Raw genomic sequence first — 24,010 nt, forward strand, 5'->3', positions numbered from 1 at the left:
AGCCCGCAGGGAGCCTCGGCGCGGCGCCGTCGGCCCCGGTGTACACGGCCGGCGGCGCCCCCGCAGGACCTACCTCCCTTCGACGCTCAACCCAAGCTGTACACGGCGGAATACCTATCGGAAGTAGGAACCCTTGCTCGACGTCAATGTCTTCGACCAGCTGCACATCTCGCTCGCGACCGCGGGCGACGTGCGCGAGTGGTCGCACGGTGAGGTCAAGAAGCCGGAGACCATCAACTACCGCACCCTGAAGCCGGAGAAGGACGGCCTGTTCGGCGAGCAGATCTTCGGCCCGACCCGTGACTGGGAGTGCGCCTGCGGCAAGTACAAGCGGGTGCGCTACAAGGGCATCATCTGTGAGCGTTGCGGTGTCGAGGTCACCCGCTCCAAGGTGCGCCGCGAGCGGATGGGCCACATCGAGCTCGCCGCCCCGGTCACCCACATCTGGTACTTCAAGGGCGTCCCGTCGCGCCTGGGGTACTTGCTCAACCTCGCGCCGAAGGACCTGGAGAAGGTCATCTACTTCGCGGCCTACATGATCACCGAGGTCGACGAGGAAGGCCGGCACGAGGACCTGCCCTCGCTCCAGAACGAGATGGACCTGGAGAAGAAGCAGCTCGAGCAGCGGCGCGACAACGACATCGAGGCGCGCGCCCAGAAGCTCGAGTCCGACCTGGCCGAGCTCGAGGCCTCCGGCGCCAAGGCCGACCAGCGGGACAAGGTCCGCAAGTCGGCCGAGCGGGAGATGGCCCAGCTGCGTAAGCGGGCGGAGCAGGACCTGGAGCGGCTTGACCGCGTCTGGGACCGCTTCAAGAATCTCGCCGTCGGTGACCTCGAGGGCGACGAGGTGCTTTACCGCGAGCTCATCGCCCGCTACGGCATCTACTTCAAGGGCGCCATGGGCGCCGAGGCCATCCAGTCCCGGTTGGAGAACTTCGACTTGGAGGCCGAGGCGGACGCGCTGCGTGAGGTCATCGCGACCGGCACCGGCCAGCGCAAGACGCGCGCCCTCAAGCGCCTCAAGGTCGTCAACGCGTTCCTGACCACCGGCAACTCGCCGCTGGGCATGGTCCTGGACTCCGTCCCGGTCATCCCGCCGGACCTGCGGCCGATGGTCCAGCTCGACGGCGGTCGGTTCGCCACCTCCGACCTCAACGACCTGTACCGCCGCGTCATCAACCGGAACAACCGCCTCAAGCGGCTGCTCGACCTGGGCGCGCCCGAGATCATCGTCAACAACGAGAAGCGCATGCTCCAGGAGTCGGTGGACGCGCTCTTCGACAACGGTCGCCGCGGCCGTCCGGTCACCGGACCGGGCAACCGCGCCCTGAAGTCGATCTCCGACATGCTCAAGGGCAAGCAGGGGCGGTTCCGCCAGAACCTGCTGGGTAAGCGTGTCGACTACTCGGGCCGTAGCGTCATCGTCGTCGGCCCGACGCTGAAGCTGCACGAGTGCGGCCTGCCCAAGCAGATGGCGCTGGAGCTGTTCAAGCCCTTCGTCATGAAGCGGCTGGTGGATCTCAACCACGCCCAGAACATCAAGGCGGCCAAGCGCATGGTCGAGCGCTCCCGCCCGCAGGTCTGGGACGTGCTCTCCGAGGTCATCCGCGAGCACCCCGTGCTGCTCAACCGCGCCCCGACGCTGCACCGCCTGGGCATCCAGGCCTTCGAGCCGCAGCTCGTCGAGGGCAAGGCGATCCAGCTGCACCCGCTCGTCTGCGCGGCCTTCAACGCCGACTTCGACGGTGACCAGATGGCCGTGCACCTCCCGCTGAGCGCGGAGGCCCAGGCCGAGGCCCGCATCCTCATGCTGTCCTCGAACAACATCCTCAAGCCCTCGGACGGCCGTCCGGTGACCATGCCCTCGCAGGACATGATCGTCGGCCTGCACCACCTGACCGCCGAGCACGACGGTGCCCTGGGTGAGGGGCGCGCGTTCTCCTCCCCGGCCGAGGCCATCATGGCCTTCGACCGGAACGAGCTGGACATCAACGCCGCCGTGCGGATCCGCTTCGACGAGCTGGTGCCGCCGCAGGGGTGGACCGCTCCCGAGGGCTGGGAGGACGGCCAGCCGGTCGTGCTCGAGACCACCCTGGGCCGGGCGCTGTTCAACGAGCTGCTGCCGACGGACTACCCCTACATCAACCACGTCGCGGACAAGAAGGTGCTGGGCGCGCTGGTCAACGACCTCGCCGAGCGGTACCCGAAGGTCGAGGTCGGCGCCAGCCTGGACGCTCTGAAGGAGGCCGGCTACCGCTGGGCCACTTGGTCCGGTATGACCATCGCCGCCTCCGACGTCGTCGCTCCCCAGGCCAAGGCCGAGATCCTCGACCGGTACGAGGGCGAGGCGGCCAAGATCCAGGAGCAGTACGACATGGGTCTGATCACGGACGACGAGCGCCGCCAGGAGCTCATCGACCTGTGGACCCGGGCCACCGACGAGGTCGACCGGTCCATGCGGGAGAACTTCCCGCAGCGGAACACCGTCTTCCGGATGGTCTCCTCCGGTGCACGCGGTAACTGGATGCAGGTGCGTCAGATCGCCGGTATGCGTGGTCTGGTCGCCGACCCGAAGGGCGAGATCGTGCCCCGGCCGATCACGTCCAACTACCGCGAGGGCCTGTCCGTCCTCGAGTACTTCATCGCCACCCACGGTGCCCGTAAGGGACTGGCCGACACCGCGTTGCGGACGGCCGACTCCGGCTACCTCACCCGACGACTGGTGGACGTCTCCCAGGACGTCATCATCCGCGAGGAGGACTGCGGCACGCGCATGGGCCTGACGCTGCCGATCGCCGAGCCGGACAGCCAGGGCAACCTGGTGCGTTCGGACGAGGTCGAGACCAGCGTCTACGCCCGCACGCTGGCCCAGGACGTCAAGGACGCCGACGGCAACGTGCTCGCCGAGGCGGGTGCCGACGTCGGTGACGTGCTCATCGCCAAGCTCGTCGACGGTGGGATCACCGAGGTCAAGATCCGCTCGGTGCTCACCTGTGAGTCCGCGGTCGGGACGTGCGCGAAGTGCTACGGACGCTCCCTGGCCACCGGCCTCCTCGTGGACATCGGCGAAGCGGTGGGCATCATCGCCGCGCAGTCGATCGGTGAACCCGGTACCCAGCTGACGATGCGGACCTTCCACACCGGTGGTGCCGTCTCCTCCGAGGACATCACCCAGGGTCTGCCGCGTGTCCAGGAGCTCTTCGAGGCCCGCACGCCCAAGGGCGAGGCCCCGATCGCCGAGGCCGCCGGCCGCGTCAAGATCGACGACACCGAGCGTTCGCGCAAGATCGTCATCGTCCGCGACGACGGCCAGGACGACGCCGTGTACCCGGTCACCAAGCGTGCCCGGCTGCTGGTCGAGGACGGCGAGCACGTCGGCGTTGGCAAGCAGCTCATCGCCGGTGCCGTCGACCCGAAGAAGGTCCTGCGCATCCTCGGCCCGCGGGCGACGCAGAAGCACCTCGTCGAGCAGGTCCAGGAGGTCTACCGCTCCCAGGGCGTGGAGATCCACGACAAGCACATCGAGGTCATCGTGCGCCAGATGCTGCGTCGCGTGACGATCCTCGACTCGGGCGACTCGCGCCTGCTGCCCGGCGAGCTCATGGAGCGTGCCCGGTTCGAGGCCGAGAACCGTCGCGTGGTCTCCGAGGGCGGGACGCCCGCCTCGGGCCGGCCGGAGCTCATGGGCATCACGAAGGCGTCGCTGGCCACCGACTCGTGGCTGTCGGCCGCGTCCTTCCAGGAGACGACCAAGGTCCTCACGGAGGCCGCCATGTCCTCGCGGCGTGACCCGCTGCTCGGCCTGAAGGAGAACGTCATCCTCGGAAAGCTGATCCCGGCCGGCACCGGTCTGCCGCGGTACCGCGACGTCGTCGTGGAGCCCACCGAGGAGGCCAAGCAGCAGGCGTTCAGCCGGATGGGGTACAGCGACCTCGACTTCGCGCCGGCCGGTGGCCGGGAGGAGTCGATCCTGCTGGACGACATCGACTTCGGCTCGGACAACTATGGGCTGGAGTTCCGCTGACGCAGGCCCAGCACGGCGGGGTCGGGGGAGGGCCGGACACGGCCGCCCTCCGGCCCCGCCGGCCTGTGCGGCCGGTCCGCCCGGAGGTGGCGCATGCCACGCCGATCGGCGCCATCGGCCCTTTGACGCGGTATTCTGCGGCAGAGTACGCTGGTCGGCGGTGCCCGCGACCACGGGCCCTCGTGCGTGCGCCTCTCACGCCGCTGGGTGACCAGCGTGGCTGAGCGGGGCCGCCGGCGTCAACGCCAGCAGCAGCCGGTCACCCCATCTCTCGATGCGCGGTGTGCGGCGTACCGCAGCTGGACGACACGCCCGACAGCGGGGGCAGCGTGAGCGAGCCCCGCGGGCCGAGTGAGGTGCCCGGAGGGGTGACCTCCCGAGCAGGCAGCAGAACCGCAAGACAACAAGCGTGAGTAGACCCGAGACGGAGAAGTAGTGCCCACGATTCAGCAGCTGGTCCGCAAGGGCCGTAGCGTCAAGGCCGGCGCGTCCAAGACGCCGGCCCTCAAGGGCAGCCCGCAGCGCCGCGGGGTGTGCACCCGCGTCTACACGACCACCCCGAAGAAGCCGAACTCGGCTCTGCGGAAGGTGGCGCGTGTCCGTCTGTCCTCCGGGATCGAGGTCACCGCGTACATCCCCGGCGTGGGTCACAACCTCCAGGAGCACTCGATCGTGCTGGTGCGCGGCGGTCGTGTGAAGGACCTGCCGGGCGTTCGGTACAAGATCGTCCGCGGCGCGCTCGACACCCAGGGTGTCCGTGGCCGCCAGCAGGCTCGCAGCCGTTACGGCGCGAAGAAGGAGAAGAAGTAATGCCGCGCAAGGGCCCAGTCCGGAAGCGTCCGCTGGTCGTCGACCCCGTCTACGGCTCGCCGATCGTGACCCAGCTCGTCAACCGCGTGCTGCAGGACGGCAAGAAGTCGACCGCCGAGCGCATCGTCTACGGCGCGCTCGAGGGCGTGCGGGACAAGACCCAGTCCGACCCCGCCGTCGTGCTGAAGCGGGCGCTGGAGAACGTCCGGCCGTCGCTGGAGGTCCGCTCCCGCCGCGTCGGCGGTGCGACGTACCAGGTCCCCGTCGAGGTTCGCCCGGTGCGGCAGACCACGCTGGCGCTGCGCTGGCTGGTCGACTACTCGCGCACCCGCCGGGAGAAGACCATGACCGAGCGCCTGATGAACGAGATCCTCGACGCCTCGAACGGCCTCGGGGCTTCGGTCAAGCGCCGCGAGGACACCCACCGCATGGCCGAGTCCAACCGCGCCTTCGCGCACTACCGCTGGTAGTCCGCCCCGCCGTCCCCGCCGGGGGCGGCGAGTCCTTCCTGACGAACGAGACGAAGAGAGCCTCACGTGGCACTTGACGTGCTGACCGACCTGACCAAGGTCCGCAACATCGGCATCATGGCGCACATCGACGCCGGTAAGACGACCACCACCGAGCGGATCCTGTTCTACACCGGGATCAACTACAAGATCGGTGAGGTCCACGACGGCGCCGCCACCATGGACTGGATGGCGCAGGAGCAGGAACGCGGCATCACTATCACCTCGGCCGCGACCACCTGCTTCTGGCGCGACAACCAGATCAACCTCATCGACACCCCGGGTCACGTCGACTTCACCGTCGAGGTGGAGCGGTCGCTGCGCGTGCTCGACGGCGCGGTCGCCGTCTTCGACGGCAAGGAGGGTGTGGAGCCGCAGTCGGAGACCGTGTGGCGCCAGGCGGACAAGTACAACGTGCCGCGCATCTGCTTCGTCAACAAGATGGACAAGCTCGGCGCGGACTTCTACTACACGATCAAGACCATCGAGGACCGCCTCAAGGCGACGCCGCTGGTCATGCAGCTGCCCATCGGTGCCGAGAACGACTTCCAGGGCGTGGTCGACCTCGTGACGATGAAGGCGAAGACCTGGCGCGGTGACGTCAAGATGGGCGCCGAGTTCGAGACCGAGGACATCCCGGCGGAGCTTCTCGAGCGTGCGGAGGAGTACCGCACCCAGCTCGTCGAGAAGGTCGCCGAGGCCGACGAGGAGCTGCTGGAGAAGTACTTCGGCGGCGAGGAGCTCACCGAGGACGAGATCAAGAAGGGTGTGCGTGCGCTCGTCGTCTCCGGCGAGGCGTACCCCGTGTTCTGCGGTTCGGCGTTCAAGAACAAGGGCGTCCAGCCGCTGCTCGACGCCGTGGTCGACTACCTGCCCTCCCCGCTCGACGTGCCGGCCGTCCAGGGCCACGCCGTCGGCGACGAGGACGAGGTGATCGAGCGCCACGCCGACGAGAAGGAGCCCTTCTCCGGCCTCGCGTTCAAGGTCGCCACGCACCCGTTCTTCGGCAAGCTCACCTACGTCCGGGTCTACTCGGGCAAGGTCACCCAGGGCGCACAGGTGCTCAACTCGACCAAGGGGAAGAAGGAGCGCATCGGGAAGATGTTCCAGATGCACTCCAACAAGGAGAACCCGGTCGAGGACGCCCACGCCGGCCACATCTACGCGTTCATCGGCCTCAAGGACGTCACCACCGGCGACACGCTGTGCGCCCAGGACTCGCCGGTCATCCTCGAGTCGATGACGTTCCCGGAGCCGGTCATCCACGTGGCGATCGAGCCCAAGACCAAGGGTGACCAGGAGAAGCTCTCCACGGCGATCCAGAAGCTCGCCGAGGAGGACCCGACCTTCTCCGTCCGCCTGGACGAGGAGACCGGCCAGACCATCGTCGGGGGTATGGGCGAGCTCATGCTCGACATCCTCGTGGACCGCATGAAGCGCGAGTTCAAGGTCGAGGCCAACGTCGGTGCTCCGCAGGTCGCCTATCGGGAGACCATCCGCCGCACGGTGGAGAAGGTGGAGTACACCCACAAGAAGCAGACCGGTGGCTCCGGCCAGTTCGCGAAGGTCCAGGTCACCTTCGAGCCGCTCGACACGGCCGAGGGCGAGCTGTACGAGTTCGAGAACAAGGTCACCGGTGGCCGCATCCCGCGTGAGTACATCCCCAGCGTGGATGCCGGCATCCAGGACGCGCTCCAGAACGGTGTCGTCGCCGGCTACCCGATGGTGGGCGTCAAGGCCATCCTGCTGGACGGCCAGTACCACGAGGTGGACTCGTCCGAGATGGCCTTCAAGGTCGCCGGCTCGATGGTCGTCCGCGAAGGCATCAAGCGTGCCGACCCGGCGCTGCTCGAGCCGATGATGGACGTCGAGGTGCGCACGCCCGAGGAGTACATGGGCGACGTCATCGGCGACCTCAACTCCCGCCGTGGCATGATCCAGTCGATGGAGGACGCGAGCGGCGTCAAGGTCGTCCGCGCCCTCGTGCCGCTGTCCGAGATGTTCGGGTACGTCGGGGACCTGCGGTCCAGGACCCAGGGCCGCGCCGTCTACACGATGCAGTTCGACAGCTACGCGGAAGTTCCTCGGAACGTCGCCGAGGAGATCATCAAGAAGACCCGGGGCGAGTGAAGGCCCACAGGTCGACCCTGCAAGACATCCATAACCGACCCGTAGGATCCATTCGCCCCGGCAGGGGCTCCGAGGGCACCTGCCAGAGCTGAGAAACTACCCGAGTCCCAGGAGGACACCAGTGGCGAAGGCCAAGTTCGAGCGGACCAAGCCGCACGTCAACATCGGCACCATCGGTCACGTCGACCACGGCAAGACGACGCTGACTGCCGCGATCTCGAAGGTGCTGCACGACAAGCTCCCGGAGCTGAATGAGTTCACCCCCTTCGACAAGGTGGACAACGCACCCGAGGAGAAGCAGCGCGGCATCACGATCAACGTCGCGCACGTCGAGTACCAGACCGAGGCGCGGCACTACGCCCACGTCGACGCTCCCGGGCACGCCGACTACATCAAGAACATGATCACCGGTGCCGCCCAGATGGACGGCGCGATCCTGGTGGTCGCGGCCACGGACGGCCCGATGGCGCAGACCCGTGAGCACGTCCTCCTGGCCCGCCAGGTCGGCGTGCCGTACCTGCTGGTCGCGCTGAACAAGGCCGACCTCGTCGAGGACGAGGAGATCCTCGAGCTCGTCGAGATGGAGGTCCGCGAGCTGCTCTCCAGCCAGGAGTTCCCCGGCGACGACGTCCCGGTCATCCGGGTCTCGGCGCTGCAGGCGCTCGAGGGCGACGAGAAGTGGGTCAAGTCCATCGAGGAGCTCATGGACGCCGTGGACGCCAACGTCCCGGACCCGCAGCGCGACATCGACAAGCCGTTCCTCATGCCGATCGAGGACGTCTTCACGATCACCGGCCGCGGCACCGTGGTCACCGGCCGCGTCGAGCGCGGTCAGCTCAAGGTGAACGAGGAGGTCGAGATCCTCGGCATCAAGGAGCAGAAGCAGACCACCACGGTCACGGGCATCGAGATGTTCCGCAAGCTGCTCGACACCGCGGACGCCGGCGAGAACGTCGGCCTGCTGCTGCGCGGCACCAAGCGTGAGGACGTCGAGCGCGGCCAGGTCGTCTGCAAGCCGGGCTCGATCACTCCGCACACCAAGTTCGAGGGGCAGGTCTACATCCTCACGAAGGACGAGGGTGGCCGCCACAACCCGTTCTACTCGAACTACCGTCCGCAGTTCTACTTCCGGACCACCGACGTCACCGGCGTTATCACGCTGCCCGAGGGCACCGAGATGGTCATGCCGGGCGACAACACCGAGATGTCGGTCGAGCTCATCCAGCCGATCGCCATGGAGGAGGGCCTCGGCTTCGCGATCCGCGAGGGTGGCCGCACCGTCGGTTCCGGCCGCGTCACCAAGATCCTCGAGTGATCTGTCGCCGGGGCTGACCCGGTAGCCGGCTCCGGCCGGCGGGCGCGCAGGATCACGAGGGCCCGGCAGCAGGTGCTGCCGGGCCCTTGTCGTGCCCGGGCCTCGTCGTGCCGGGGCACTGCCTCGGCACAGGCCGGTGCGCGGCGTCACAGCCCACCCACTCGCGCGCGGCGGCGGGCCGTTGCTAAACTCGTTCCTCGGTTCGCCCCGCGAGCAGGCACGAGCACGATATTCGTGGCGTCGGTTTCGCCGCGAAAGTCCAGCCGCGTGAGCCATCCCTCATCGGAAGAGGCTCCGCGCGACTGGTCAAGCAGGTGCCCGCTCTGGCAAACTGGAGCGGTTGCCTGGGGGCAGGCCCCAGCAGTCATGTCGTCCGCAGTGGCCGGGAGGCTCGCGGACAACAGCATCACAACGACCCATCCCCGCTACGGAAGCTCCGGGTCGGCGCGTGTCGAGTATCGCGACACGCCCGAGCGCGGGGGTCGGACAAGGTAGCGGTACGAGAGAGGTTAGACGACGCCATGGCGGGACAGAAGATCCGCATCCGGCTCAAGTCCTACGACCACGAGGTCATCGACAACTCGGCGCGCAAGATCGTCGACACGGTGACCCGCGCTGGTGCGACGGTCGTGGGCCCGGTGCCGCTGCCGACGGAGAAGAACGTCTTCACCGTCATCCGTTCACCCCACAAGTACAAGGACAGCCGCGACCACTTCGAGATGCGCACGCACAAGCGGCTCATCGACATCGTGGACCCGACGCCGAAGGCAGTCGACTCGCTCATGCGCCTCGACTTGCCGGCGGACGTCAACATCGAGATCAAGCTCTGAGGACACCTGCCATGACTACGACTTCCCAGCAGGCTGCGGGCCGCACCGTCTCGGCGCTGCTCGGCACCAAGCTCGGCATGACCCAGGTCTGGGACGACGCCGGCCGGATGGTCCCCGTCACCGTCGTCAAGGTGGGCACCAACGTCGTCACCCAGGTCCGGACCGCCGAGACGGACGGCTACAGCGCCATCCAGCTCGCCGCCGGCGCCATCGACCCGCGCAAGGTGACTCAGCCGCTCAAGGGCCACTTCGCCAAGGCGGACGTGACGCCCCGGCGCCACGTCGCGGAGGTGCGCACGCTGGACGCCGCCGAGTACGAGCCGGGCCAGGAGCTGTCCGTGGACATCTTCTCGGCCGGCCAGTTCGTCGACGTCGTCGGCACGACCAAGGGCAAGGGCACCGCCGGTGTGATGAAGCGGCACGGCTTCGCCGGCGTGGGCGCTTCCCACGGTGCGCACCGCAACCACCGCAAGCCCGGCGCGATCGGCGGCGCCGCCACCCCGGCGCGCGTCTTCAAGGGCCTGAAGATGGCCGGCCGGATGGGCAACGTCCGCCAGACCACCCAGAACCTCCTCGTCCACGCCGTCGACGCCGAGCAGGGTCTGCTGCTCATCAAGGGTGCCGTTCCCGGCCCCAAGGGCGGCACGGTCGTGGTCAAGACCGCCGTGAAGGGGGCGTGAACCGCATGACGGAGCAGACTGAGCAGTCGGCGATCTCCGTCGACGTGCTGGACGCCGAGGGCAAGAAGGCCGGTTCCGCCGAGCTGCCCGTGGACGTGTTCGACGCGCAGACGAACATCCCGCTGATCCACCAGGTCGTCGTCGCGCAGCAGGCGGCGGCACGCCAGGGCACGCACGCCACCAAGACGCGCAGCGGTGTGCGCGGCGGCGGCCGTAAGCCGTACCGGCAGAAGGGCACCGGACGCGCCCGTCAGGGTTCGACCCGCGCCCCGCAGTTCGCCGGAGGTGCCACCGTCCACGGCCCGCAGCCGCGTGACTACAGCCAGCGGACCCCGAAGAAGATGAAGGCGGCCGCGCTGCGTGGCGCCCTCTCGGACCGGGCCCGCGCCGGCCGCGTGCACGTGGTCTCCGAGCTCGTCTCCGGCGAGGCCCCGAAGACCAAGAGTGCGCTCGCCGCACTGCGCAACGTCGTCGGGGACCGCACCGCCGTCGTGGTCGTCGAGCGTGACGACGAGAAGACCATGCTGAGCCTGCGGAACGTGCCGAGCGTGCACCTGCTCTGGGCCGACCAGCTCAACACCTACGACGTCCTCGTCAACGACGACGTCGTGTTCACCTCCGGCGCGCTGGAGACGTTCCTCGCGGGACCGAAGGCCGCGCCGGGCGCGGAGTCTGCCCAGGAGGAGGAGAAGTGAGCGTCGAGGCGTCCAAGAACCCCCGCGACATCATCATCAAGCCGATCGTCTCGGAGAAGAGCTACTACCTGATCGACGAGGGCAAGTACACCTTCGAGGTCGACCCGCGCTCGAACAAGACCGAGATCAAGAACGCCGTTGAGAAGATCTTCGACGTCAAGGTGGCCTCGGTGAACACCGCGAACCGTCCGGGCAAGTCCCGCCGCACGCGGTTCGGCATCGGCAAGCGCAAGGACACCAAGCGCGCGATCGTCACGCTGCGCGAGGGCTCCATCGACATCTTCGGCGAGGTCTCCGGCTGACGCCGGTGAACCGGAAGAGGGATCTGATCCATGGCAATCCGTAAGTACAAGCCGACGACGCCGGGCCGCCGCGGCTCGTCCGTGGCCGACTTCGTCGAGGTCACCCGCACGACGCCGGAGAAGTCGCTGGTCCGCCCGCTGTCCAAGAGCGGCGGCCGGAACTCCTCGGGCAAGATCACCACCCGGCACAAGGGTGGCGGTCACAAGCGCGCCTACCGCGTGATCGACTTCCGTCGTCACGACAAGGACGGCGTGCCCGCAACCGTGGCGCACATCGAGTACGACCCCAACCGCACGGCCCGCATCGCACTGCTGCACTACGCCGACGGCGAGAAGCGCTACATCCTCGCACCGAACCGGCTCAAGCAGGGCGACCGGATCGAGAACGGCCCCGGCGCGGACATCAAGCCCGGCAACAACATGCCGCTGCGGAACATCCCGGTCGGCACCGTGGTGCACGCCATCGAGCTGCGGCCCGGCGGCGGAGCCAAGATCGCCCGGTCCGCCGGCGCGTCGGTCCAGCTCGTGGCCAAGGAGGGCAAGTTCGCCCAGCTGCGGATGCCCTCCGGCGAGATCCGCAACGTCGACGCCCGGTGCCGCGCCTCGGTCGGCGAGGTCGGCAACGCCGAGCAGTCGAACATCAGCTGGGGCAAGGCCGGCCGCATGCGGTGGAAGGGCAAGCGCCCGACCGTGCGCGGTGTCGTCATGAACCCCGTCGACCACCCGCACGGCGGCGGTGAGGGCAAGACCTCCGGTGGCCGTCATCCGGTCAGCCCGTGGGGTAAGCCCGAGGGCCGCACCCGCCGTCCGAACAAGCCCAGCGACCAGCTCATCGTGCGCCGTCGCCGGACCGGCAAGAAGCGCTGAGGAGAGTCATGCCGCGCAGTCTGAAGAAGGGCCCCTTCGTCGACGACCACCTCCAGAAGAAGGTGGACGCCCAGAACGAGCAGGGGACCAAGAACGTCATCAAGACCTGGTCCCGCCGGTCGGTCATCACGCCCGACTTCCTGGGCCACACCTTCGCGGTGCACGACGGCCGCAAGCACGTGCCGGTCTTCGTCACCGAGGCGATGGTCGGCCACAAGCTGGGGGAGTTCGCCCCCACCCGCACCTTTCGCGGGCACGACAAGGACGACCGCAAGGCCCGCCGCCGCTGAGGCGCGCGCACCGAACCGAGAAGTAAGGCAGGAACATGGAAGCCAAGGCGCAGGCGCGATTTGTGCGCGTCACGCCCATGAAGGCACGCCGCATCGTGGACCTCGTCCGCGGTCAGCGGGCCGAGGAGGCCGTCTCCGTGCTGCGGTTCGCCCCGCAGGCGGCGGCCGAACCGGTCCGCAAGGTCGTGGAGTCCGCCGTCGCCAACGCCCGCGTGAAGGCCGACCAGGCCGGCGAGGCGTTCGACGAGTCCGCGCTCGTGGTGCTGGAGGCGTACGTCGACGAAGGCCCCACCCTCAAGCGGTTCCGTCCGCGTGCCCAGGGCCGGGCCAGCCGCATCCTCAAGCGCACCAGCCACATCACCGTCGTCGTCGGTGAGCCCGACAACGCGGCCCTGCAGGCCGCCGGAACGAAGGGGAGGGCCCGGTAATGGGTCAGAAGGTCAACCCGACCGGGTTCCGGCTCGGTGTCACCACCGATCACCGCTCCCGTTGGTTCGCCGACAGCACCAAGGAGGGACAGCGGTACCGCGACTACGTCCGCGAGGACGTGGCGATCCGGCGGCTGATGTCCGCCGGTCTCGAGCGGGCCGGGATCTCCAAGGTCGATATCGAGCGCACACGGGACCGCGTGCGCGTGGATCTGCACACCGCGCGTCCGGGCATCGTCATCGGTCGCCGCGGTGCGGAGGCGGACCGGCTGCGCGGCGAGCTGGAGAAGCTCACCGGCAAGCAGGTTCAGCTGAACATCCTCGAGGTGAAGAACCCCGAGCTGGACGCTCAGCTGGTCGCCCAGGGCATCGCCGAGCAGCTCGCCAGCCGCGTCTCGTTCCGTCGCGCCATGCGCAAGGGCATGCAGTCCGCGCAGCGCGCCGGCGCCAAGGGCATCCGGGTGCAGTGCTCCGGCCGCCTCGGCGGCGCGGAGATGTCGCGCTCGGAGTTCTACCGCGAGGGACGCGTCCCCCTGCACACCCTGCGCGCCAACATCGACTTCGGGTTCTTCGAGGCCCGCACGACCTTCGGCCGGATCGGCGTGAAGGTCTGGATCTACAAGGGTGACGTGACCGAGAAGGAGTACGCCCGCGAGCAGGCGGACACTCCGTCCCGCGCACCGCGTGGCCGGGGCCGTGGCTCCCGGCGCGGCGGTGAGCGTGGCGGCGAGTCGCGCCAGCAGGGCGCACCCGCGGAGGCTGCCGGCAGCGCGCCGGCCGCCGAGGCCTCGGCACAGACCGGAACGGAGGCCTGAGCCGTGCTCATCCCCCGGCGGACCAAGCACCGCAAGCAGCACAAGCCCTCGCGCCGCGGCGTGGCCAAGGGCGGCACCTCGATCAACTTCGGTGACTACGGGATCCAGGCCCTCGAGGGCTCCTACGTCACCAACCGCCAGATCGAGGCGGCTCGTATCGCGATGACCCGTCACATCAAGCGCGGCGGCAAGGTCTGGATCAACATCTTCCCGGACCGGCCGCTGACCAAGAAGCCCGCCGAGACCCGCATGGGTTCCGGCAAGGGCTCGCCCGAGTGGTGGGTCGCCAACGTCAAGCCCGGTCGCGTCATGTTCGAGCTGGCCGGCGTCGACGAGCGGCTCGCCCGCGAGGCGATGTCCCGTGCGCAGCACAAGCTGCCCATGAAGACCCGATTCGTTGCTCGTGAGGGTGGTGAAGGCTGATGGCCATCGGAACCAAGGGCCTGGCCCCGTCCGAACTGGACGCGATGGACGACGAGCGCCTCGCTCAGGAGCTCGAGAAGGCCAAGGCCGAGCTGTTCAACCTGCGGTTCTCCGCGGCCACCGGCCAGCTCGAGGACCACGGGCGCCTCAAGGCTGTGCGTCGCGACATCGCCCGCATCTACACGATCGTGCGCGAGCGCGAGCTCGGCATCCGTACCGCGCCGAGCAGTCAGGAGTGAGGAACCAGTGAGCGAGAACGCAACGGTCGACGGCGCTGAGGCGACCGCGACCCAGCGGAACTTCCGCAAGACGCGTCGCGGCTACGTCGTGAGCGACAAGATGGACAAGACCGTGGTGGTCGAGGTCGAGGACCGCGTCAAGCACGCGCTCTACGGCAAGGTCATCCGGCGGACCCAGCGGGTCAAGGCTCACGACGAGTCGAACGAGGTCGGGGTCGGCGACCTCGTCCTCCTCATGGAGACCCGGCCCCTCTCGGCCACCAAGCGCTACCGCGTGGTGGAGATCCTCGAGAAGGCCAAGTAATCCTTCCAGCGGGGTTCGGTTCGTATCGACGGATCGGTCTCGAGATCGACTTTCGTTGCGAGCCGGTCGGCCTCTCGGTCGGTTGAGTGGCGAGACAGGTCAAGAAGGCTCTCGCGAACGCGTGAGACCGAGACAACTTCACCAGGACTCGCGGGAGCGAGAACCAGCAACGAGTTCACCAAGGCTCGCGCCCGGCGCGAGAACCAGGTCGACAAGGAGAAACAAGTGATCCAGCAGGAGTCGCGGCTGAAGGTCGCCGACAACACCGGTGCGAAGGAGATCCTGACCATCCGGGTTCTCGGGGGCTCCGGTCGGCGCTACGCCGGCATCGGCGACACGATCGTCGCCACCGTCAAGGACGCCATCCCCGGTGGCAACCTCAAGAAGGGCGACGTCGTCAAGGCCGTGGTCGTGCGCACCGCCAAGGAGCGTCGTCGCCCGGACGGCTCGTACATCAAGTTCGACGAGAACGCCGCCGTCATCCTCCGCGGTGACGGTGACCCGCGCGGTACGCGTATCTTCGGCCCGGTCGGCCGCGAGCTGCGCGACAAGCGGTTCATGCGCATCGTCTCTCTGGCGCCGGAGGTGCTCTGACCATGGCGAAGATCAAGAAGGGCGACCTCGTCGTCGTCATCGCCGGCCGCGACAAGGGCAAGCAGGGCCGGGTGCTCGAGGTCCACAAGGACACCGACCGCGTCGTTGTCGAAGGCGTCCAGCGGGCCACGAAGCACACCCGGGTCGGCCAGTCCTCCCGCGGCGCGCGCACGGGCGGCATCGAGACCGTCGAGGCCCCCATCCACGTGAGCAACGTGATGGTCGTCGACCCGGAGACCAAGAAGGGCACCCGGGTGGGCTACCGCACCGAGCAGGTCGAGCGCGACGGCCGGACCAAGACTCAGCGCGTCCGCGTCGCCAAGCGCTCCGGTAAGGACATCTGAGCATGACTGCCACCACCGAAACCGCCGAGACCACGACCGCCCCCACGCCGCGGCTCAAGCTGCGTTACCGCGAGGAGGTCCTCCCCGCGCTGCGTGAGGAGTTCGGTCACCAGAACGTCCACCAGGTGGGCGGGCTGACGAAGATCGTCGTGAACATGGGCGTCGGGGACGCGGCCCGCGACTCCAAGCTCATCGAAGGGGCGATCAACGACCTCAGTCTCATCACCGGTCAGAAGCCGCAGGTCACCCGGGCCAGGAAGTCCATCGCGCAGTTCAAGCTGCGGGAAGGACAGCCGATCGGCGCGCACGTGACGCTGCGCGGAGACCGGATGTGGGAGTTCCTCGACCGGCTGCTGTCCCTGGCGCTGCCCCGCATCCGCGACTTCCGCGGTCTCTCGCCCAAGCAGTTCGACGGCAACGGCAACTACACCTTCGGTCTGACGGAGCAGGCGATGTTCCACGAGATCGACCAGGACAAGATCGACCGTGTCCGCGGCATGGACATCACCGTCGTCACTTCGGCGACCACCGACGATGAAGGGCGTTCGCTGCTGCGTCGCCTGGGCTTCCCGTTCAAGGAGGACTGATGGCGAAGACCGCTCTGATCAACAAGGCCAACCGGAAGCCGAAGTTCGCTGTGCGCGCCTACACGCGGTGCCAGCGCTGCGGCCGCCCGCACTCCGTCTACCGCAAGTTCGGCCTGTGCCGCATCTGCCTGCGGGAGATGGCCCTCGCCGGGCAGCTGCCCGGCGTGACGAAGTCCAGCTGGTAAAACGACTACGTCGCAGGTCCTTCACAGGAAACCTCGACGAGGAAGGGCTGACGCCCGATGACCATGACCGATCCCATCGCAGACATGCTCACGCGTCTGCGTAACGCCAACTCGGCGTACCACGAGTCGGTGACCATGCCGTACTCGAAGCTCAAGGCGAACATCGCCGAGATCCTGAAGGCGGAGGGCTACATCGCCGGCTGGACCGTCGAGGACGCCGAGGTCGGCAAGAAGCTGACCCTGGACCTGAAGTTCGGCCCGAACCGTGAGCGGTCCCTCGCCGGGGTCCGCCGCGTCTCGAAGCCGGGTCTGCGTGTGTACGCCAAGTCCACGAACCTGCCGAAGGTCCTGGGCGGCCTCGGGGTGGCGATCCTGTCCACCTCATCCGGCCTGCTGACCGACCGTGAGGCCCAGAGCAAGGGCGTGGGCGGGGAAGTCCTCGCCTACGTCTGGTGAGAGGAGGAGCCAGATATGTCCCGCATCGGAAAGCTCCCCGTCACCGTGCCCTCCGGCGTCGAGGTCACCATCGACGGCCAGGACGTCACCGTGAAGGGGCCGAAGGGCACCCTGTCGCACACGGTGGCCGAGCCCATCACCGTCGACCGTGACGACGAAGGCGCCATCGTGGTGAGCCGCCCCGACGACGAGCGCGAGTCGCGCTCGCTGCACGGGCTCACCCGCACCCTGATCCAGAACCTCGTCGTCGGTGTGACCGACGGGTACACCAAGGAGCTGGAGATCGTCGGCACCGGCTACCGCGTCCAGGCCAAGGGGCAGGACCTCGAGCTCGCGCTCGGTTTCTCGCACCCGGTCTCGGTCGCGGCCCCGGAAGGCATCACCTTCCAGGTGCAGGGTCCGAACAAGTTCTCCGTCTCCGGCATCGACAAGCAGCTCGTCGGTGAGGTCGCGGCGAACATCCGCAAGATCCGCAGGCCCGAGCCGTACAAGGGCAAGGGCGTGCGTTACGCCGGCGAACAGATCCGCCGCAAGGTCGGAAAGGCGGGTAAGTAACCCATGGCTGTCACCATCAAGCGTCAGTCGAAGGCCAAGGGCAAGCAGATCGCCCGGTCTCGCCGGCACCTGCGGGTGCGCAAGCGGATCTCGGGCACGGCCGACCGGCCTCGCCTCGTGGTCACCCGTTCCAGCCGCCACATGGTTGCCCAGCTCGTGGACGACACCGTCGGCCGCACGCTGGTCTCCGCGTCCACGCTCGAGGCCGACCTGCGCACGGCCGAGGGGGACAAGAGCGCCAAGGCCCGCCGCGTCGGCGAGCTTGTAGCCGAGCGGGCGAAGGCGGCCGGCCTCAGCGCCGCCGTTTTCGACCGTGGCGGCAACAAGTACCACGGCCGGGTCGCGGCCGTGGCCGACGGTGCCCGTGAGGGCGGGCTCACCCTGTGAACGTACGAGAGCAGAGGAACATCTGATGGCTGCACCGCAGCGAAGCAGGACCGGCGCCGCCGGCTCCGGCGACAACCGCGACGGCGGCGCCCGCGAGGGCGGCAACCGTCGGGACGGCGGTCGTCAGGGTCGCCGGGACGGCCGTCGTTCCGAGGACAAGAACCAGTACATCGAGCGCGTCGTCACGATCAACCGCGTCGCCAAGGTCCACCAGGGCGGTCGTCGCTTCAGCTTCACCGCGCTGGTCGTCGTCGGCGACGGCGAGGGAACGGTCGGCGTCGGCTACGGCAAGGCCAAGGAGGTGCCCGCGGCAATCGCCAAGGGCGTCGAGTCGGCCAAGAAGAACTTCTTCCGGGTCCCGCTGATCGCCCGGTCGATCCCGCACGCCGTGACGGGAGAGGCCGCCGCCGGCGTCGTGTTCCTGCGTCCGGCCTCGCCCGGTACCGGTGTGATCGCCGGCGGACCGGTGCGTGCCGTCCTGGAGTGCGCCGGCATCCACGACATCCTCACCAAGTCGCTCGGCTCGTCGAACGCCATCAACATCGTCCACGCGACGGTGGAGGCGCTCAAGCAGCTCGAGCAGCCCGAGGCGGTGGCCGCGCGCCGCGGCCTGCCGCTGGAGCACGTGGCCCCGGCCGCGATGCTGCGGGCGCGCGCCGCGGGTGAGGCCAAGGAGCGCGAGGACGCCGAGGCGGCCGAGGCGAAGTCCGGACAGACCGTCGGGGCGGGTGCGTGATGGCACAGCTCAAGGTCACCCAGACGAAGTCCGCCATCGGCGGTAAGCAGAACCAGCGCGAGACGCTGCGCACCCTCGGTCTCGGCCGTATCGGTCAGTCCGTGCAGCGCGAGGACCGGCCCGAGGTGCGCGGCATGATCACGACGGTGGCGCACCTCGTCACCGTCGAGGAGGTCGACTGATGGCCGAGTCCCAGACTCCCGACAACTCGGAGGAGGTGGGCCCCGCGCTGCGGGTGCACCACCTGCGCCCGGCTCCCGGTGCGAAGTCCGCCAAGATCCGCGTCGGACGCGGTGAGGGCGGCAAGCGCGGGAAGACCGCGGGCCGTGGCACCAAGGGCACCAAGGCCCGTTACCAGGTCCCGGCTCGCTTCGAGGGCGGGCAGATGCCGCTGCACATGCGGCTGCCCAAGCTCCGTGGCTTCAAGAACCCGTTCCGTACCGAGTACCAGGTGGTGAACCTGGACAAGCTCGGTGCGCTTTACCCCGAGGGTGGCCCCGTCACCCGGGAGGACCTCGCCGCCAAGGGGGCGGTGCGCGCCGGTCAGCCGGTCAAGGTCCTCGGCACCGGTGAGCTGAGCGTCAAGCTCGAGGTGACCGTCGACGCCTGGTCGGCGTCGGCCAAGGAGAAGATCGAGGCAGCCGGCGGGTCCATCTCCGCCGAGTGATCCTGAGCCGCGGGCGGCCCGGCCCTGTCCACCACAGCGCCGGGCCGCCCGCGGCTGTCTCGACATCACGTAGGCTGGTCGGCGGCCCGCTCGGCCCGCACGACGCCGGCCACCCCGATGGACCGATCAGCAGGAGGAAGTTTGCTCGGCGCATTCGTCCAGGCGTTCCGGACGCCTGATCTGCGGCGCAAGCTGCTCTTCACGCTGGGCATCATGGCGGTCTTCCGCCTCGGAACCTTCGTTCCCGCCCCGGGCGTCTCGTACCCGAACGTGCAGCAGTGCATCCAGGGGGGCGGCACCGCCGACCTGCTCGGGATGGTCAACCTCTTCAGCGGTGGTGCGCTGCTGCAGCTGAGCATCTTCGCGCTGGGGATCATGCCGTACATCACGGCGAGCATCATCACCCAGCTCATGCGCGTGGTCATCCCGCGGTTCGATGAACTGCACAAGGAGGGCCAGGCCGGTCAGGCGAAGCTGACCCAGTACACGCGGTACCTGACGATCTTCCTGGCGATCCTGCAGTCGACGGTCATCGTCTCCGTCGCCAACACCCAGCTCTTCCCGAACTGTCCCGTCCAGCCGATCCCCGACGACTCACCGCTGACACTGGTCATCACGATCATCGCGATGACCTCCGGGACCGCCCTGATCATGTGGCTCGGTGAGCTCATCACCGAGCGGGGTGTCGGCAACGGCATGTCGCTGCTCATCTTCACCTCGATCGCCGCGTCCTTCCCCTCGGCGTTCGGCTCGGTGCTGGAGAGCGACGGCGGCGTCGCACGGTTCGCGGCGCTGATCGGGCTCATCCTCCTCATCACGCTGCTCATCGTGTTCGTCGAGCAGTGCCAGCGTCGGATCCCGGTCCAGTACGCGAAGCGGATGATCGGGCGGCGGATGTACGGCGGCTCGTCCACCTACATCCCGATCAAGATCAACATGGCGAACGTCATCCCGGTGATCTTCGCGTCCTCGATCCTCGCGCTGCCCACCCTGGCCGCCCAGTTCGGTGAGGCCAATTCGGGATGGGTGCGCTGGATCCTCGAGCACGTCGCCAACCCGCAGTCCGCGATCTACATGGCGATCTTCGCCCTGATGATCCTGTTCTTCGCGTTCTTCTACACCTCGATCACCTTCAACCCGGAGGAGGTCGCGGACAACATGAAGCGCTACGGCGGGTTCATCCCCGGCATTCGCGCCGGGCGCCCGACGGCGGAGTACCTCCAGTACGTCATGACCCGCATCACCACGGTCGGCGCGATCTACCTGACGCTGGTCGCGCTGATCCCGACCATCGCCTTCGCGCAGATGGGCATCTCCCAGCAGCAGCTGGCCTTCGGCGGCACCTCGATCCTCATCGTGGTCGGCGTCGGCCTGCAGACCGTCAAGGAGATCGACTCCCAGCTCCAGCAGCGTCACTACGAAGGGTTCCTCCGATGAGCGCACGTCTGGTCCTCCTCGGCCCTCCCGGGGCCGGCAAGGGCACGCAGGCCACCCGTATCAGCGAGCGGCTCGGCGTCCCGGCGATCTCCACCGGGGACATCTTCCGCGCGAACGTCGCCGAGCAGACCGATCTCGGTCAGCAGGCCCAGCGCTACATGGACGCCGGCGAGTACGTGCCCGACGAGGTCACCAACGCCATGGTGCGGGACCGTCTCGGACAGTCCGACGCCGCCTCCGGCTTCCTGCTCGACGGGTACCCGCGCACCCCTGAGCAGGTCGCCGAACTGGACGACATCCTTGCCGGCGCGGGAGCCGGTCTGGACGCCGTCGTCGAGATCGACGCCGACACCGAGGAGGTCGTCGGCCGGCTGCTCAAGCGCGCCGAGGAGCAGGGGCGCAGCGACGACACCGAGCCGGTCATCCGCCGGCGTCTGGAGGTCTACGCCGAGCAGACCGCCCCCCTGGCCCAGACCTATGACGCGAGGGGTCTGCTCGTCCGCGTGAACGGCGTGGGTAGCCTGGACGAGGTCACCGACCGGATCATGCAGGCCCTGGAGCCGAAGCTCGACCGGGCCGAGGGCGACGCGCAGGCCTGACGTGTTCGGCCGCGCGCGCATCGAGTACAAGACGCCCGACCAGGTCCGCACGATGCGGCGGGCAGGTCTCGTGGTCGCCGACATCCATGCCGCTCTGCGTGAGGTCGCGGCCCCCGGACGGACGACGGCGGAGCTCGACGCGGTCGCGGCCGAGGTCCTGCAGCGGGCCGGTGCGCGGTCGAACTTCCTCGGCTACCACGGATTCCCGGCGAACGTGTGCATCTCCGTCAACGAGGAGATCGTCCACGGCATCCCGGGGGAGCGGGTCCTCGCCGCCGGCGACCTGGTCTCCTTCGACTGCGGAGCGGTGGTTGACGGCTGGCACTCCGATGCCGCGTTCAGCACGGTCGTCGGTGAGGGTGGTGGTGGCGACGCCGCGGCCTCCGAGGCGCTGTCCGCCGTGACCGAGGAGGCCATGTGGGCGGCGATCGCCGCGCTGGCCACGGGGGACCGGCTGAACGTGGTCGGCGATGCGGTCGAGACCGTGGTCGAGGCTGCAGCACGGGAGGGCCGCGGGGAGTTCGCCGTCGTCACCGAGTATGTCGGACACGGCATCGGATCGGCCATGCACCAGGCGCCGGACGTGCTCAATTACCGGACGCGGGAGAAGGGGCCCAAGCTGCGCCCCGGGATGTGCCTGGCTGTCGAGCCGATGCTCACGGCCGGCAGCCCCGAGAACACCGTCCTCGAGGACGACTGGACGGTGGTCACGACGGACGGCTCCCGGGCCGCACACTGGGAACACTCGGTTGCGTTGGTCGACGGTGGGGTCTGGGTGCTGAGCTCGCCCGACGGCGGGGCCGCCAAGCTCGCCGAGCACGGCGTCACCGTCGCACCGCTGGATTGAGGACGGCCCCCCTGGTCGGCGGGGTGGAAGTTCTTGTCGCCGGACGTTCGCTCGCTGCCTCGTTCATGTGCCTGCTGCCTCGCGCTTCGGCGCGGCCGGGTGCTCGTGCCTCGGCCCGACCGCCCCGCGTGCTTCGTCATGAGGCAGTTCCTCGGTCGCTCGTGCCAGACCCAGTCAGCCCGGCGACAAGGACCACCGCCCGCAGGGAGCAGCGGGACCGTGTCGGTGACCGCTGTCACGGGTTGCACGAGTACCCACGGCGCTGCCGTATGTCGTAGGATAGATCGCTGGGCATGGCTTCACTGTGCTCTCGTTCCGGTTCTGCGCGAGCAGATCGGTGCGGGCGCACACGGTGGAGCGGCACCGGCACACCACCAACCTGAGCGGGAGTAATGGCGAAGAAGGACGGCGTCATCGAGATCGAGGGCAGTGTCATCGAGGCACTCCCGAACGCGATGTTTCGTGTGGAGCTGAGCAACGGCCACAAGGTCCTTGCCCACATCTCCGGCAAGATGCGTCAGCACTACATCCGGATCCTCCCCGAGGACCGGGTCGTCGTCGAACTGAGCCCGTACGACCTCACCCGGGGTCGCATCGTCTACCGCTACAAGTAAGCACGCGAGCGAGCGCCGCCGCCCGGGACCCCGGGTCACGCGGCGGCGGAGGAATCATGAAGGTCAAGCCGAGCGTCAAGAAGATCTGCGACAACTGCAAGGTGATCCGCCGTCACGGCCGCGTGATGGTGATCTGCAGCAACTTGCGGCACAAGCAGCGTCAGGGCTGACAAGCCCTCCGGCCGGGACCGTACGTCCCGGCGCACGCGCATCATCAGCGATCCACGCAGGGACGCAACCCCCGGTTCGGAGGCCGGGGCCCGCCGGCCGGCGGGGGGATGGTGCGGAAGACCTCCGACCCACAACAGGAGTCAAAGTTGGCACGTCTTTCCGGCGTCGACCTCCCGCGCGAGAAGCGCCTCGAGGTCGCACTCACCTACATCTACGGCGTCGGCCGCACCCGCGCCGCCGAGGCGCTCGAGGCGACGGGCGTGAGCCCCGACCTGCGCGTCAAGGACATGAGCGACGACGACCTCGTCAAGCTCCGTGACTACATCGAGGGCAACTACCAGGTCGAGGGCGACCTCCGCCGTGAGGTTGCCGCGGACATCCGCCGCAAGGTCGAGATCGGCTGCTACCAGGGCCTGCGCCACCGCCGCGGCCTGCCGGTCCACGGCCAGCGCACCAAGACCAACGCCCGGTCCCGCAAGGGCCCGAAGCGCACCGTCGCCGGCAAGAAGAAGGCCGGCAAGAAGTAGACGCACAGGGGCCCCGGCCCCCGTGTTCCCCCGACAAGCGGTGGACGCACGGTCCTCACCGTGCGGTCCGACGACCTAGGAGCAGACCCGCATGCCACCCAAGACCCGTACGGCCACCGCGGCGCGCAAGCCGCGCCGCAAGGAGCGCAAGAACGTCGCGCACGGCCACGCCTATATCAAGTCCACCTTCAACAACACCATCGTCACGCTCACGGACCCGCAGGGTGGCGTGATCGCGTGGGCCTCCTCCGGGCAGGTCGGCTTCAAGGGGTCGCGCAAGTCGACGCCGTTCGCCGCCCAGCTCGCCGCTGAGGCAGCCGCGCGCCGCGCCCAGGAGCACGGCATGAAGAAGGTCGACGTCTTCGTCAAGGGTCCCGGCTCCGGCCGTGAGACCGCGATCCGCTCCCTGCAGGCCACCGGCCTCGAGGTGGGCTCGATCCAGGACGTCACTCCGCAGGCCCACAACGGCTGCCGGCCCCCCAAGCGTCGCCGCGTCTGAGCATTCAGGCGGCTGAGCGTCAGGTGGCGGGCCCACGGCCCACCACCCCCACGCGGCCCTCGGGCCGCACCCCTGCCGGACGGACCGAGGCCGGCAGGTCCTCGCATGACGTCATATAGCGGACGTCGGCTGAAAGGAATCCCT

The 24,010-nt window shown here is 68.6% G+C and carries 33 protein-coding genes; all 33 read left to right on the forward strand.

Translation table 11 applies throughout. From position 1 onward, the window contains the following. Nucleotides 1–133 precede the first annotated feature (133 nt). The 33 genes from ACFSE6_RS01675 to rpsK all read left to right on the forward strand — a co-directional run bounded on the left by ACFSE6_RS01675 (nucleotide 134) and on the right by rpsK (nucleotide 23,866). Entirely contained in the window at nucleotides 134–4,024 is a 3,891-nt protein-coding gene (locus ACFSE6_RS01675) for a DNA-directed RNA polymerase subunit beta' (protein ID WP_388001960.1), read from the forward strand. A gap of 435 nt (nucleotides 4,025–4,459) precedes the next feature. Then, nucleotides 4,460–4,834 (forward strand): 30S ribosomal protein S12, encoded by a 375-nt coding sequence (gene rpsL / locus ACFSE6_RS01680; protein ID WP_345215101.1) that lies wholly within the window; start codon nucleotides 4,460–4,462, stop codon nucleotides 4,832–4,834. Beyond that, entirely contained in the window at nucleotides 4,834–5,304 is a 471-nt protein-coding gene (gene rpsG, locus ACFSE6_RS01685; protein ID WP_388001961.1) for a 30S ribosomal protein S7, read from the forward strand. The genes rpsL and rpsG overlap by 1 nt, the downstream gene beginning before the upstream one ends. A 66-nt stretch (nucleotides 5,305–5,370) precedes the next feature. Then, a complete protein-coding gene (gene fusA / locus ACFSE6_RS01690) occupies nucleotides 5,371–7,473 on the forward strand; it encodes an elongation factor G (protein ID WP_388001962.1) in 2,103 nt (700 codons plus the stop codon). 121 nt (nucleotides 7,474–7,594) lie between these two features. Beyond that, complete coding sequence (tuf, locus tag ACFSE6_RS01695) at nucleotides 7,595–8,788, forward strand: elongation factor Tu (protein WP_388001963.1); 1,194 nt, start codon at nucleotides 7,595–7,597, stop codon at nucleotides 8,786–8,788. A gap of 521 nt (nucleotides 8,789–9,309) precedes the next feature. Continuing rightward, complete coding sequence (gene rpsJ / locus ACFSE6_RS01700; protein WP_388001964.1) at nucleotides 9,310–9,618, forward strand: 30S ribosomal protein S10; 309 nt, start codon at nucleotides 9,310–9,312, stop codon at nucleotides 9,616–9,618. An 11-nt stretch (nucleotides 9,619–9,629) separates the two neighbouring features. Next, nucleotides 9,630–10,298 carry a 50S ribosomal protein L3 gene (gene rplC, locus ACFSE6_RS01705; protein ID WP_388001965.1) on the forward strand — a complete coding sequence of 223 codons (669 nt, stop codon included), beginning with the start codon at nucleotides 9,630–9,632 and terminating at the stop codon, nucleotides 10,296–10,298. Nucleotides 10,299–10,303: 5 nt separating this feature from the next. Continuing rightward, complete coding sequence (gene rplD / locus ACFSE6_RS01710; protein WP_388001966.1) at nucleotides 10,304–10,993, forward strand: 50S ribosomal protein L4; 690 nt, start codon at nucleotides 10,304–10,306, stop codon at nucleotides 10,991–10,993. Further along, the gene (rplW, locus tag ACFSE6_RS01715; protein WP_388001967.1) at nucleotides 10,990–11,295 is read left to right on the forward strand and encodes a 50S ribosomal protein L23; all 306 of its coding nucleotides are present in this window, start codon (nucleotides 10,990–10,992) and stop codon (nucleotides 11,293–11,295) included. The genes rplD and rplW overlap by 4 nt, the downstream gene beginning before the upstream one ends. Nucleotides 11,296–11,325: 30 nt before the next feature. Continuing rightward, nucleotides 11,326–12,162, forward strand: coding sequence for a 50S ribosomal protein L2 (rplB, locus tag ACFSE6_RS01720; protein WP_388001968.1), 837 nt, complete (start codon nucleotides 11,326–11,328; stop codon nucleotides 12,160–12,162). Nucleotides 12,163–12,170: 8 nt separating this feature from the next. Next, nucleotides 12,171–12,452 (forward strand): 30S ribosomal protein S19, encoded by a 282-nt coding sequence (rpsS, locus tag ACFSE6_RS01725; protein ID WP_388001969.1) that lies wholly within the window; start codon nucleotides 12,171–12,173, stop codon nucleotides 12,450–12,452. A gap of 35 nt (nucleotides 12,453–12,487) precedes the next feature. Continuing rightward, nucleotides 12,488–12,880 (forward strand): 50S ribosomal protein L22, encoded by a 393-nt coding sequence (gene rplV / locus ACFSE6_RS01730; RefSeq protein WP_388001970.1) that lies wholly within the window; start codon nucleotides 12,488–12,490, stop codon nucleotides 12,878–12,880. Next, a complete protein-coding gene (gene rpsC, locus ACFSE6_RS01735; RefSeq protein WP_388001971.1) occupies nucleotides 12,880–13,695 on the forward strand; it encodes a 30S ribosomal protein S3 in 816 nt (271 codons plus the stop codon). The genes rplV and rpsC overlap by 1 nt, the downstream gene beginning before the upstream one ends. Nucleotides 13,696–13,698: 3 nt before the next feature. Next, nucleotides 13,699–14,118 carry a 50S ribosomal protein L16 gene (gene rplP, locus ACFSE6_RS01740; protein WP_388001972.1) on the forward strand — a complete coding sequence of 140 codons (420 nt, stop codon included), beginning with the start codon at nucleotides 13,699–13,701 and terminating at the stop codon, nucleotides 14,116–14,118. Further along, nucleotides 14,118–14,357 (forward strand): 50S ribosomal protein L29, encoded by a 240-nt coding sequence (gene rpmC / locus ACFSE6_RS01745; protein ID WP_388001973.1) that lies wholly within the window; start codon nucleotides 14,118–14,120, stop codon nucleotides 14,355–14,357. Before rplP ends, rpmC begins: the two co-directional genes overlap by 1 nt. 7 nt (nucleotides 14,358–14,364) lie before the next feature. Beyond that, the gene (rpsQ, locus tag ACFSE6_RS01750) at nucleotides 14,365–14,661 is read left to right on the forward strand and encodes a 30S ribosomal protein S17 (protein ID WP_388001974.1); all 297 of its coding nucleotides are present in this window, start codon (nucleotides 14,365–14,367) and stop codon (nucleotides 14,659–14,661) included. 225 nt (nucleotides 14,662–14,886) lie between these two features. Beyond that, nucleotides 14,887–15,255, forward strand: coding sequence for a 50S ribosomal protein L14 (gene rplN, locus ACFSE6_RS01755; protein ID WP_388001975.1), 369 nt, complete (start codon nucleotides 14,887–14,889; stop codon nucleotides 15,253–15,255). Nucleotides 15,256–15,257: 2 nt separating this feature from the next. Further along, nucleotides 15,258–15,599 carry a 50S ribosomal protein L24 gene (rplX, locus tag ACFSE6_RS01760; RefSeq protein WP_388001976.1) on the forward strand — a complete coding sequence of 114 codons (342 nt, stop codon included), beginning with the start codon at nucleotides 15,258–15,260 and terminating at the stop codon, nucleotides 15,597–15,599. A gap of 2 nt (nucleotides 15,600–15,601) precedes the next feature. Beyond that, nucleotides 15,602–16,186, forward strand: a complete 585-nt coding sequence (gene rplE / locus ACFSE6_RS01765; protein WP_388001977.1) for a 50S ribosomal protein L5 — start codon at nucleotides 15,602–15,604, stop codon at nucleotides 16,184–16,186. Beyond that, nucleotides 16,186–16,371 carry a type Z 30S ribosomal protein S14 gene (locus tag ACFSE6_RS01770; RefSeq protein WP_388001978.1) on the forward strand — a complete coding sequence of 62 codons (186 nt, stop codon included), beginning with the start codon at nucleotides 16,186–16,188 and terminating at the stop codon, nucleotides 16,369–16,371. The genes rplE and ACFSE6_RS01770 overlap by 1 nt, the downstream gene beginning before the upstream one ends. Nucleotides 16,372–16,428: 57 nt before the next feature. Then, complete coding sequence (gene rpsH, locus ACFSE6_RS01775) at nucleotides 16,429–16,827, forward strand: 30S ribosomal protein S8 (RefSeq protein ID WP_388001979.1); 399 nt, start codon at nucleotides 16,429–16,431, stop codon at nucleotides 16,825–16,827. A gap of 15 nt (nucleotides 16,828–16,842) precedes the next feature. After that, the gene (rplF, locus tag ACFSE6_RS01780; RefSeq protein WP_388001980.1) at nucleotides 16,843–17,382 is read left to right on the forward strand and encodes a 50S ribosomal protein L6; all 540 of its coding nucleotides are present in this window, start codon (nucleotides 16,843–16,845) and stop codon (nucleotides 17,380–17,382) included. A gap of 3 nt (nucleotides 17,383–17,385) precedes the next feature. After that, entirely contained in the window at nucleotides 17,386–17,769 is a 384-nt protein-coding gene (gene rplR, locus ACFSE6_RS01785; RefSeq protein ID WP_388001981.1) for a 50S ribosomal protein L18, read from the forward strand. A 25-nt stretch (nucleotides 17,770–17,794) separates the two neighbouring features. After that, nucleotides 17,795–18,505, forward strand: coding sequence for a 30S ribosomal protein S5 (rpsE, locus tag ACFSE6_RS01790; RefSeq protein ID WP_388001982.1), 711 nt, complete (start codon nucleotides 17,795–17,797; stop codon nucleotides 18,503–18,505). Then, nucleotides 18,505–18,687, forward strand: a complete 183-nt coding sequence (gene rpmD / locus ACFSE6_RS01795) for a 50S ribosomal protein L30 (RefSeq protein ID WP_388001983.1) — start codon at nucleotides 18,505–18,507, stop codon at nucleotides 18,685–18,687. The genes rpsE and rpmD overlap by 1 nt, the downstream gene beginning before the upstream one ends. Further along, nucleotides 18,687–19,172 (forward strand): 50S ribosomal protein L15, encoded by a 486-nt coding sequence (rplO, locus tag ACFSE6_RS01800; RefSeq protein ID WP_388001984.1) that lies wholly within the window; start codon nucleotides 18,687–18,689, stop codon nucleotides 19,170–19,172. Before rpmD ends, rplO begins: the two co-directional genes overlap by 1 nt. Nucleotides 19,173–19,313: 141 nt before the next feature. Next, nucleotides 19,314–20,609 carry a preprotein translocase subunit SecY gene (gene secY / locus ACFSE6_RS01805; protein WP_388001985.1) on the forward strand — a complete coding sequence of 432 codons (1,296 nt, stop codon included), beginning with the start codon at nucleotides 19,314–19,316 and terminating at the stop codon, nucleotides 20,607–20,609. Continuing rightward, the gene (locus ACFSE6_RS01810; protein WP_388001986.1) at nucleotides 20,606–21,208 is read left to right on the forward strand and encodes an adenylate kinase; all 603 of its coding nucleotides are present in this window, start codon (nucleotides 20,606–20,608) and stop codon (nucleotides 21,206–21,208) included. The genes secY and ACFSE6_RS01810 overlap by 4 nt, the downstream gene beginning before the upstream one ends. Nucleotide 21,209: 1 nt before the next feature. After that, the gene (gene map, locus ACFSE6_RS01815; protein WP_388001987.1) at nucleotides 21,210–22,055 is read left to right on the forward strand and encodes a type I methionyl aminopeptidase; all 846 of its coding nucleotides are present in this window, start codon (nucleotides 21,210–21,212) and stop codon (nucleotides 22,053–22,055) included. Between the two features lie 392 nt (nucleotides 22,056–22,447). Continuing rightward, on the forward strand, nucleotides 22,448–22,669 hold the full coding sequence (infA, locus tag ACFSE6_RS01820) for a translation initiation factor IF-1 (RefSeq protein ID WP_388001988.1): 222 nt from the start codon (nucleotides 22,448–22,450) through the stop codon (nucleotides 22,667–22,669). Between the two features lie 56 nt (nucleotides 22,670–22,725). Further along, nucleotides 22,726–22,839 carry a 50S ribosomal protein L36 gene (gene rpmJ, locus ACFSE6_RS01825; protein ID WP_123303956.1) on the forward strand — a complete coding sequence of 38 codons (114 nt, stop codon included), beginning with the start codon at nucleotides 22,726–22,728 and terminating at the stop codon, nucleotides 22,837–22,839. Between the two features lie 147 nt (nucleotides 22,840–22,986). Further along, the gene (rpsM, locus tag ACFSE6_RS01830) at nucleotides 22,987–23,367 is read left to right on the forward strand and encodes a 30S ribosomal protein S13 (protein WP_388001989.1); all 381 of its coding nucleotides are present in this window, start codon (nucleotides 22,987–22,989) and stop codon (nucleotides 23,365–23,367) included. A 91-nt stretch (nucleotides 23,368–23,458) separates the two neighbouring features. Further along, the gene (rpsK, locus tag ACFSE6_RS01835; protein ID WP_388001990.1) at nucleotides 23,459–23,866 is read left to right on the forward strand and encodes a 30S ribosomal protein S11; all 408 of its coding nucleotides are present in this window, start codon (nucleotides 23,459–23,461) and stop codon (nucleotides 23,864–23,866) included. Nucleotides 23,867–24,010: the final 144 nt, after the last annotated feature.

The organism is Georgenia deserti (assembly GCF_042680605.1).
Taxonomy (GTDB): domain Bacteria; phylum Actinomycetota; class Actinomycetes; order Actinomycetales; family Actinomycetaceae; genus Allobogoriella; species Allobogoriella deserti.

Coding starts and splice junctions, on each gene's coding strand:
- rpsK (WP_388001990.1), top strand. CDS start 23,459: ATGCCACCCAAGACCCGTACGGCCACCGCGGCGCGCAAGCCGCGCCGC.
- rpsC (WP_388001971.1), top strand. CDS start 12,880: ATGGGTCAGAAGGTCAACCCGACCGGGTTCCGGCTCGGTGTCACCACC.
- rplD (WP_388001966.1), top strand. CDS start 10,304: ATGACGGAGCAGACTGAGCAGTCGGCGATCTCCGTCGACGTGCTGGAC.
- ACFSE6_RS01810 (WP_388001986.1), top strand. CDS start 20,606: ATGAGCGCACGTCTGGTCCTCCTCGGCCCTCCCGGGGCCGGCAAGGGC.
- infA (WP_388001988.1), top strand. CDS start 22,448: ATGGCGAAGAAGGACGGCGTCATCGAGATCGAGGGCAGTGTCATCGAG.
- rpsH (WP_388001979.1), top strand. CDS start 16,429: ATGACCATGACCGATCCCATCGCAGACATGCTCACGCGTCTGCGTAAC.
- rpsS (WP_388001969.1), top strand. CDS start 12,171: ATGCCGCGCAGTCTGAAGAAGGGCCCCTTCGTCGACGACCACCTCCAG.
- rpmJ (WP_123303956.1), top strand. CDS start 22,726: ATGAAGGTCAAGCCGAGCGTCAAGAAGATCTGCGACAACTGCAAGGTG.
- rpsG (WP_388001961.1), top strand. CDS start 4,834: ATGCCGCGCAAGGGCCCAGTCCGGAAGCGTCCGCTGGTCGTCGACCCC.
- rplF (WP_388001980.1), top strand. CDS start 16,843: ATGTCCCGCATCGGAAAGCTCCCCGTCACCGTGCCCTCCGGCGTCGAG.
- rplV (WP_388001970.1), top strand. CDS start 12,488: ATGGAAGCCAAGGCGCAGGCGCGATTTGTGCGCGTCACGCCCATGAAG.
- rpmC (WP_388001973.1), top strand. CDS start 14,118: ATGGCCATCGGAACCAAGGGCCTGGCCCCGTCCGAACTGGACGCGATG.
- rpsE (WP_388001982.1), top strand. CDS start 17,795: ATGGCTGCACCGCAGCGAAGCAGGACCGGCGCCGCCGGCTCCGGCGAC.
- ACFSE6_RS01770 (WP_388001978.1), top strand. CDS start 16,186: ATGGCGAAGACCGCTCTGATCAACAAGGCCAACCGGAAGCCGAAGTTC.
- rplC (WP_388001965.1), top strand. CDS start 9,630: ATGACTACGACTTCCCAGCAGGCTGCGGGCCGCACCGTCTCGGCGCTG.
- rplR (WP_388001981.1), top strand. CDS start 17,386: ATGGCTGTCACCATCAAGCGTCAGTCGAAGGCCAAGGGCAAGCAGATC.
- rpsJ (WP_388001964.1), top strand. CDS start 9,310: ATGGCGGGACAGAAGATCCGCATCCGGCTCAAGTCCTACGACCACGAG.
- rplE (WP_388001977.1), top strand. CDS start 15,602: ATGACTGCCACCACCGAAACCGCCGAGACCACGACCGCCCCCACGCCG.
- rplB (WP_388001968.1), top strand. CDS start 11,326: ATGGCAATCCGTAAGTACAAGCCGACGACGCCGGGCCGCCGCGGCTCG.
- rplX (WP_388001976.1), top strand. CDS start 15,258: ATGGCGAAGATCAAGAAGGGCGACCTCGTCGTCGTCATCGCCGGCCGC.
- rpmD (WP_388001983.1), top strand. CDS start 18,505: ATGGCACAGCTCAAGGTCACCCAGACGAAGTCCGCCATCGGCGGTAAG.
- rplO (WP_388001984.1), top strand. CDS start 18,687: ATGGCCGAGTCCCAGACTCCCGACAACTCGGAGGAGGTGGGCCCCGCG.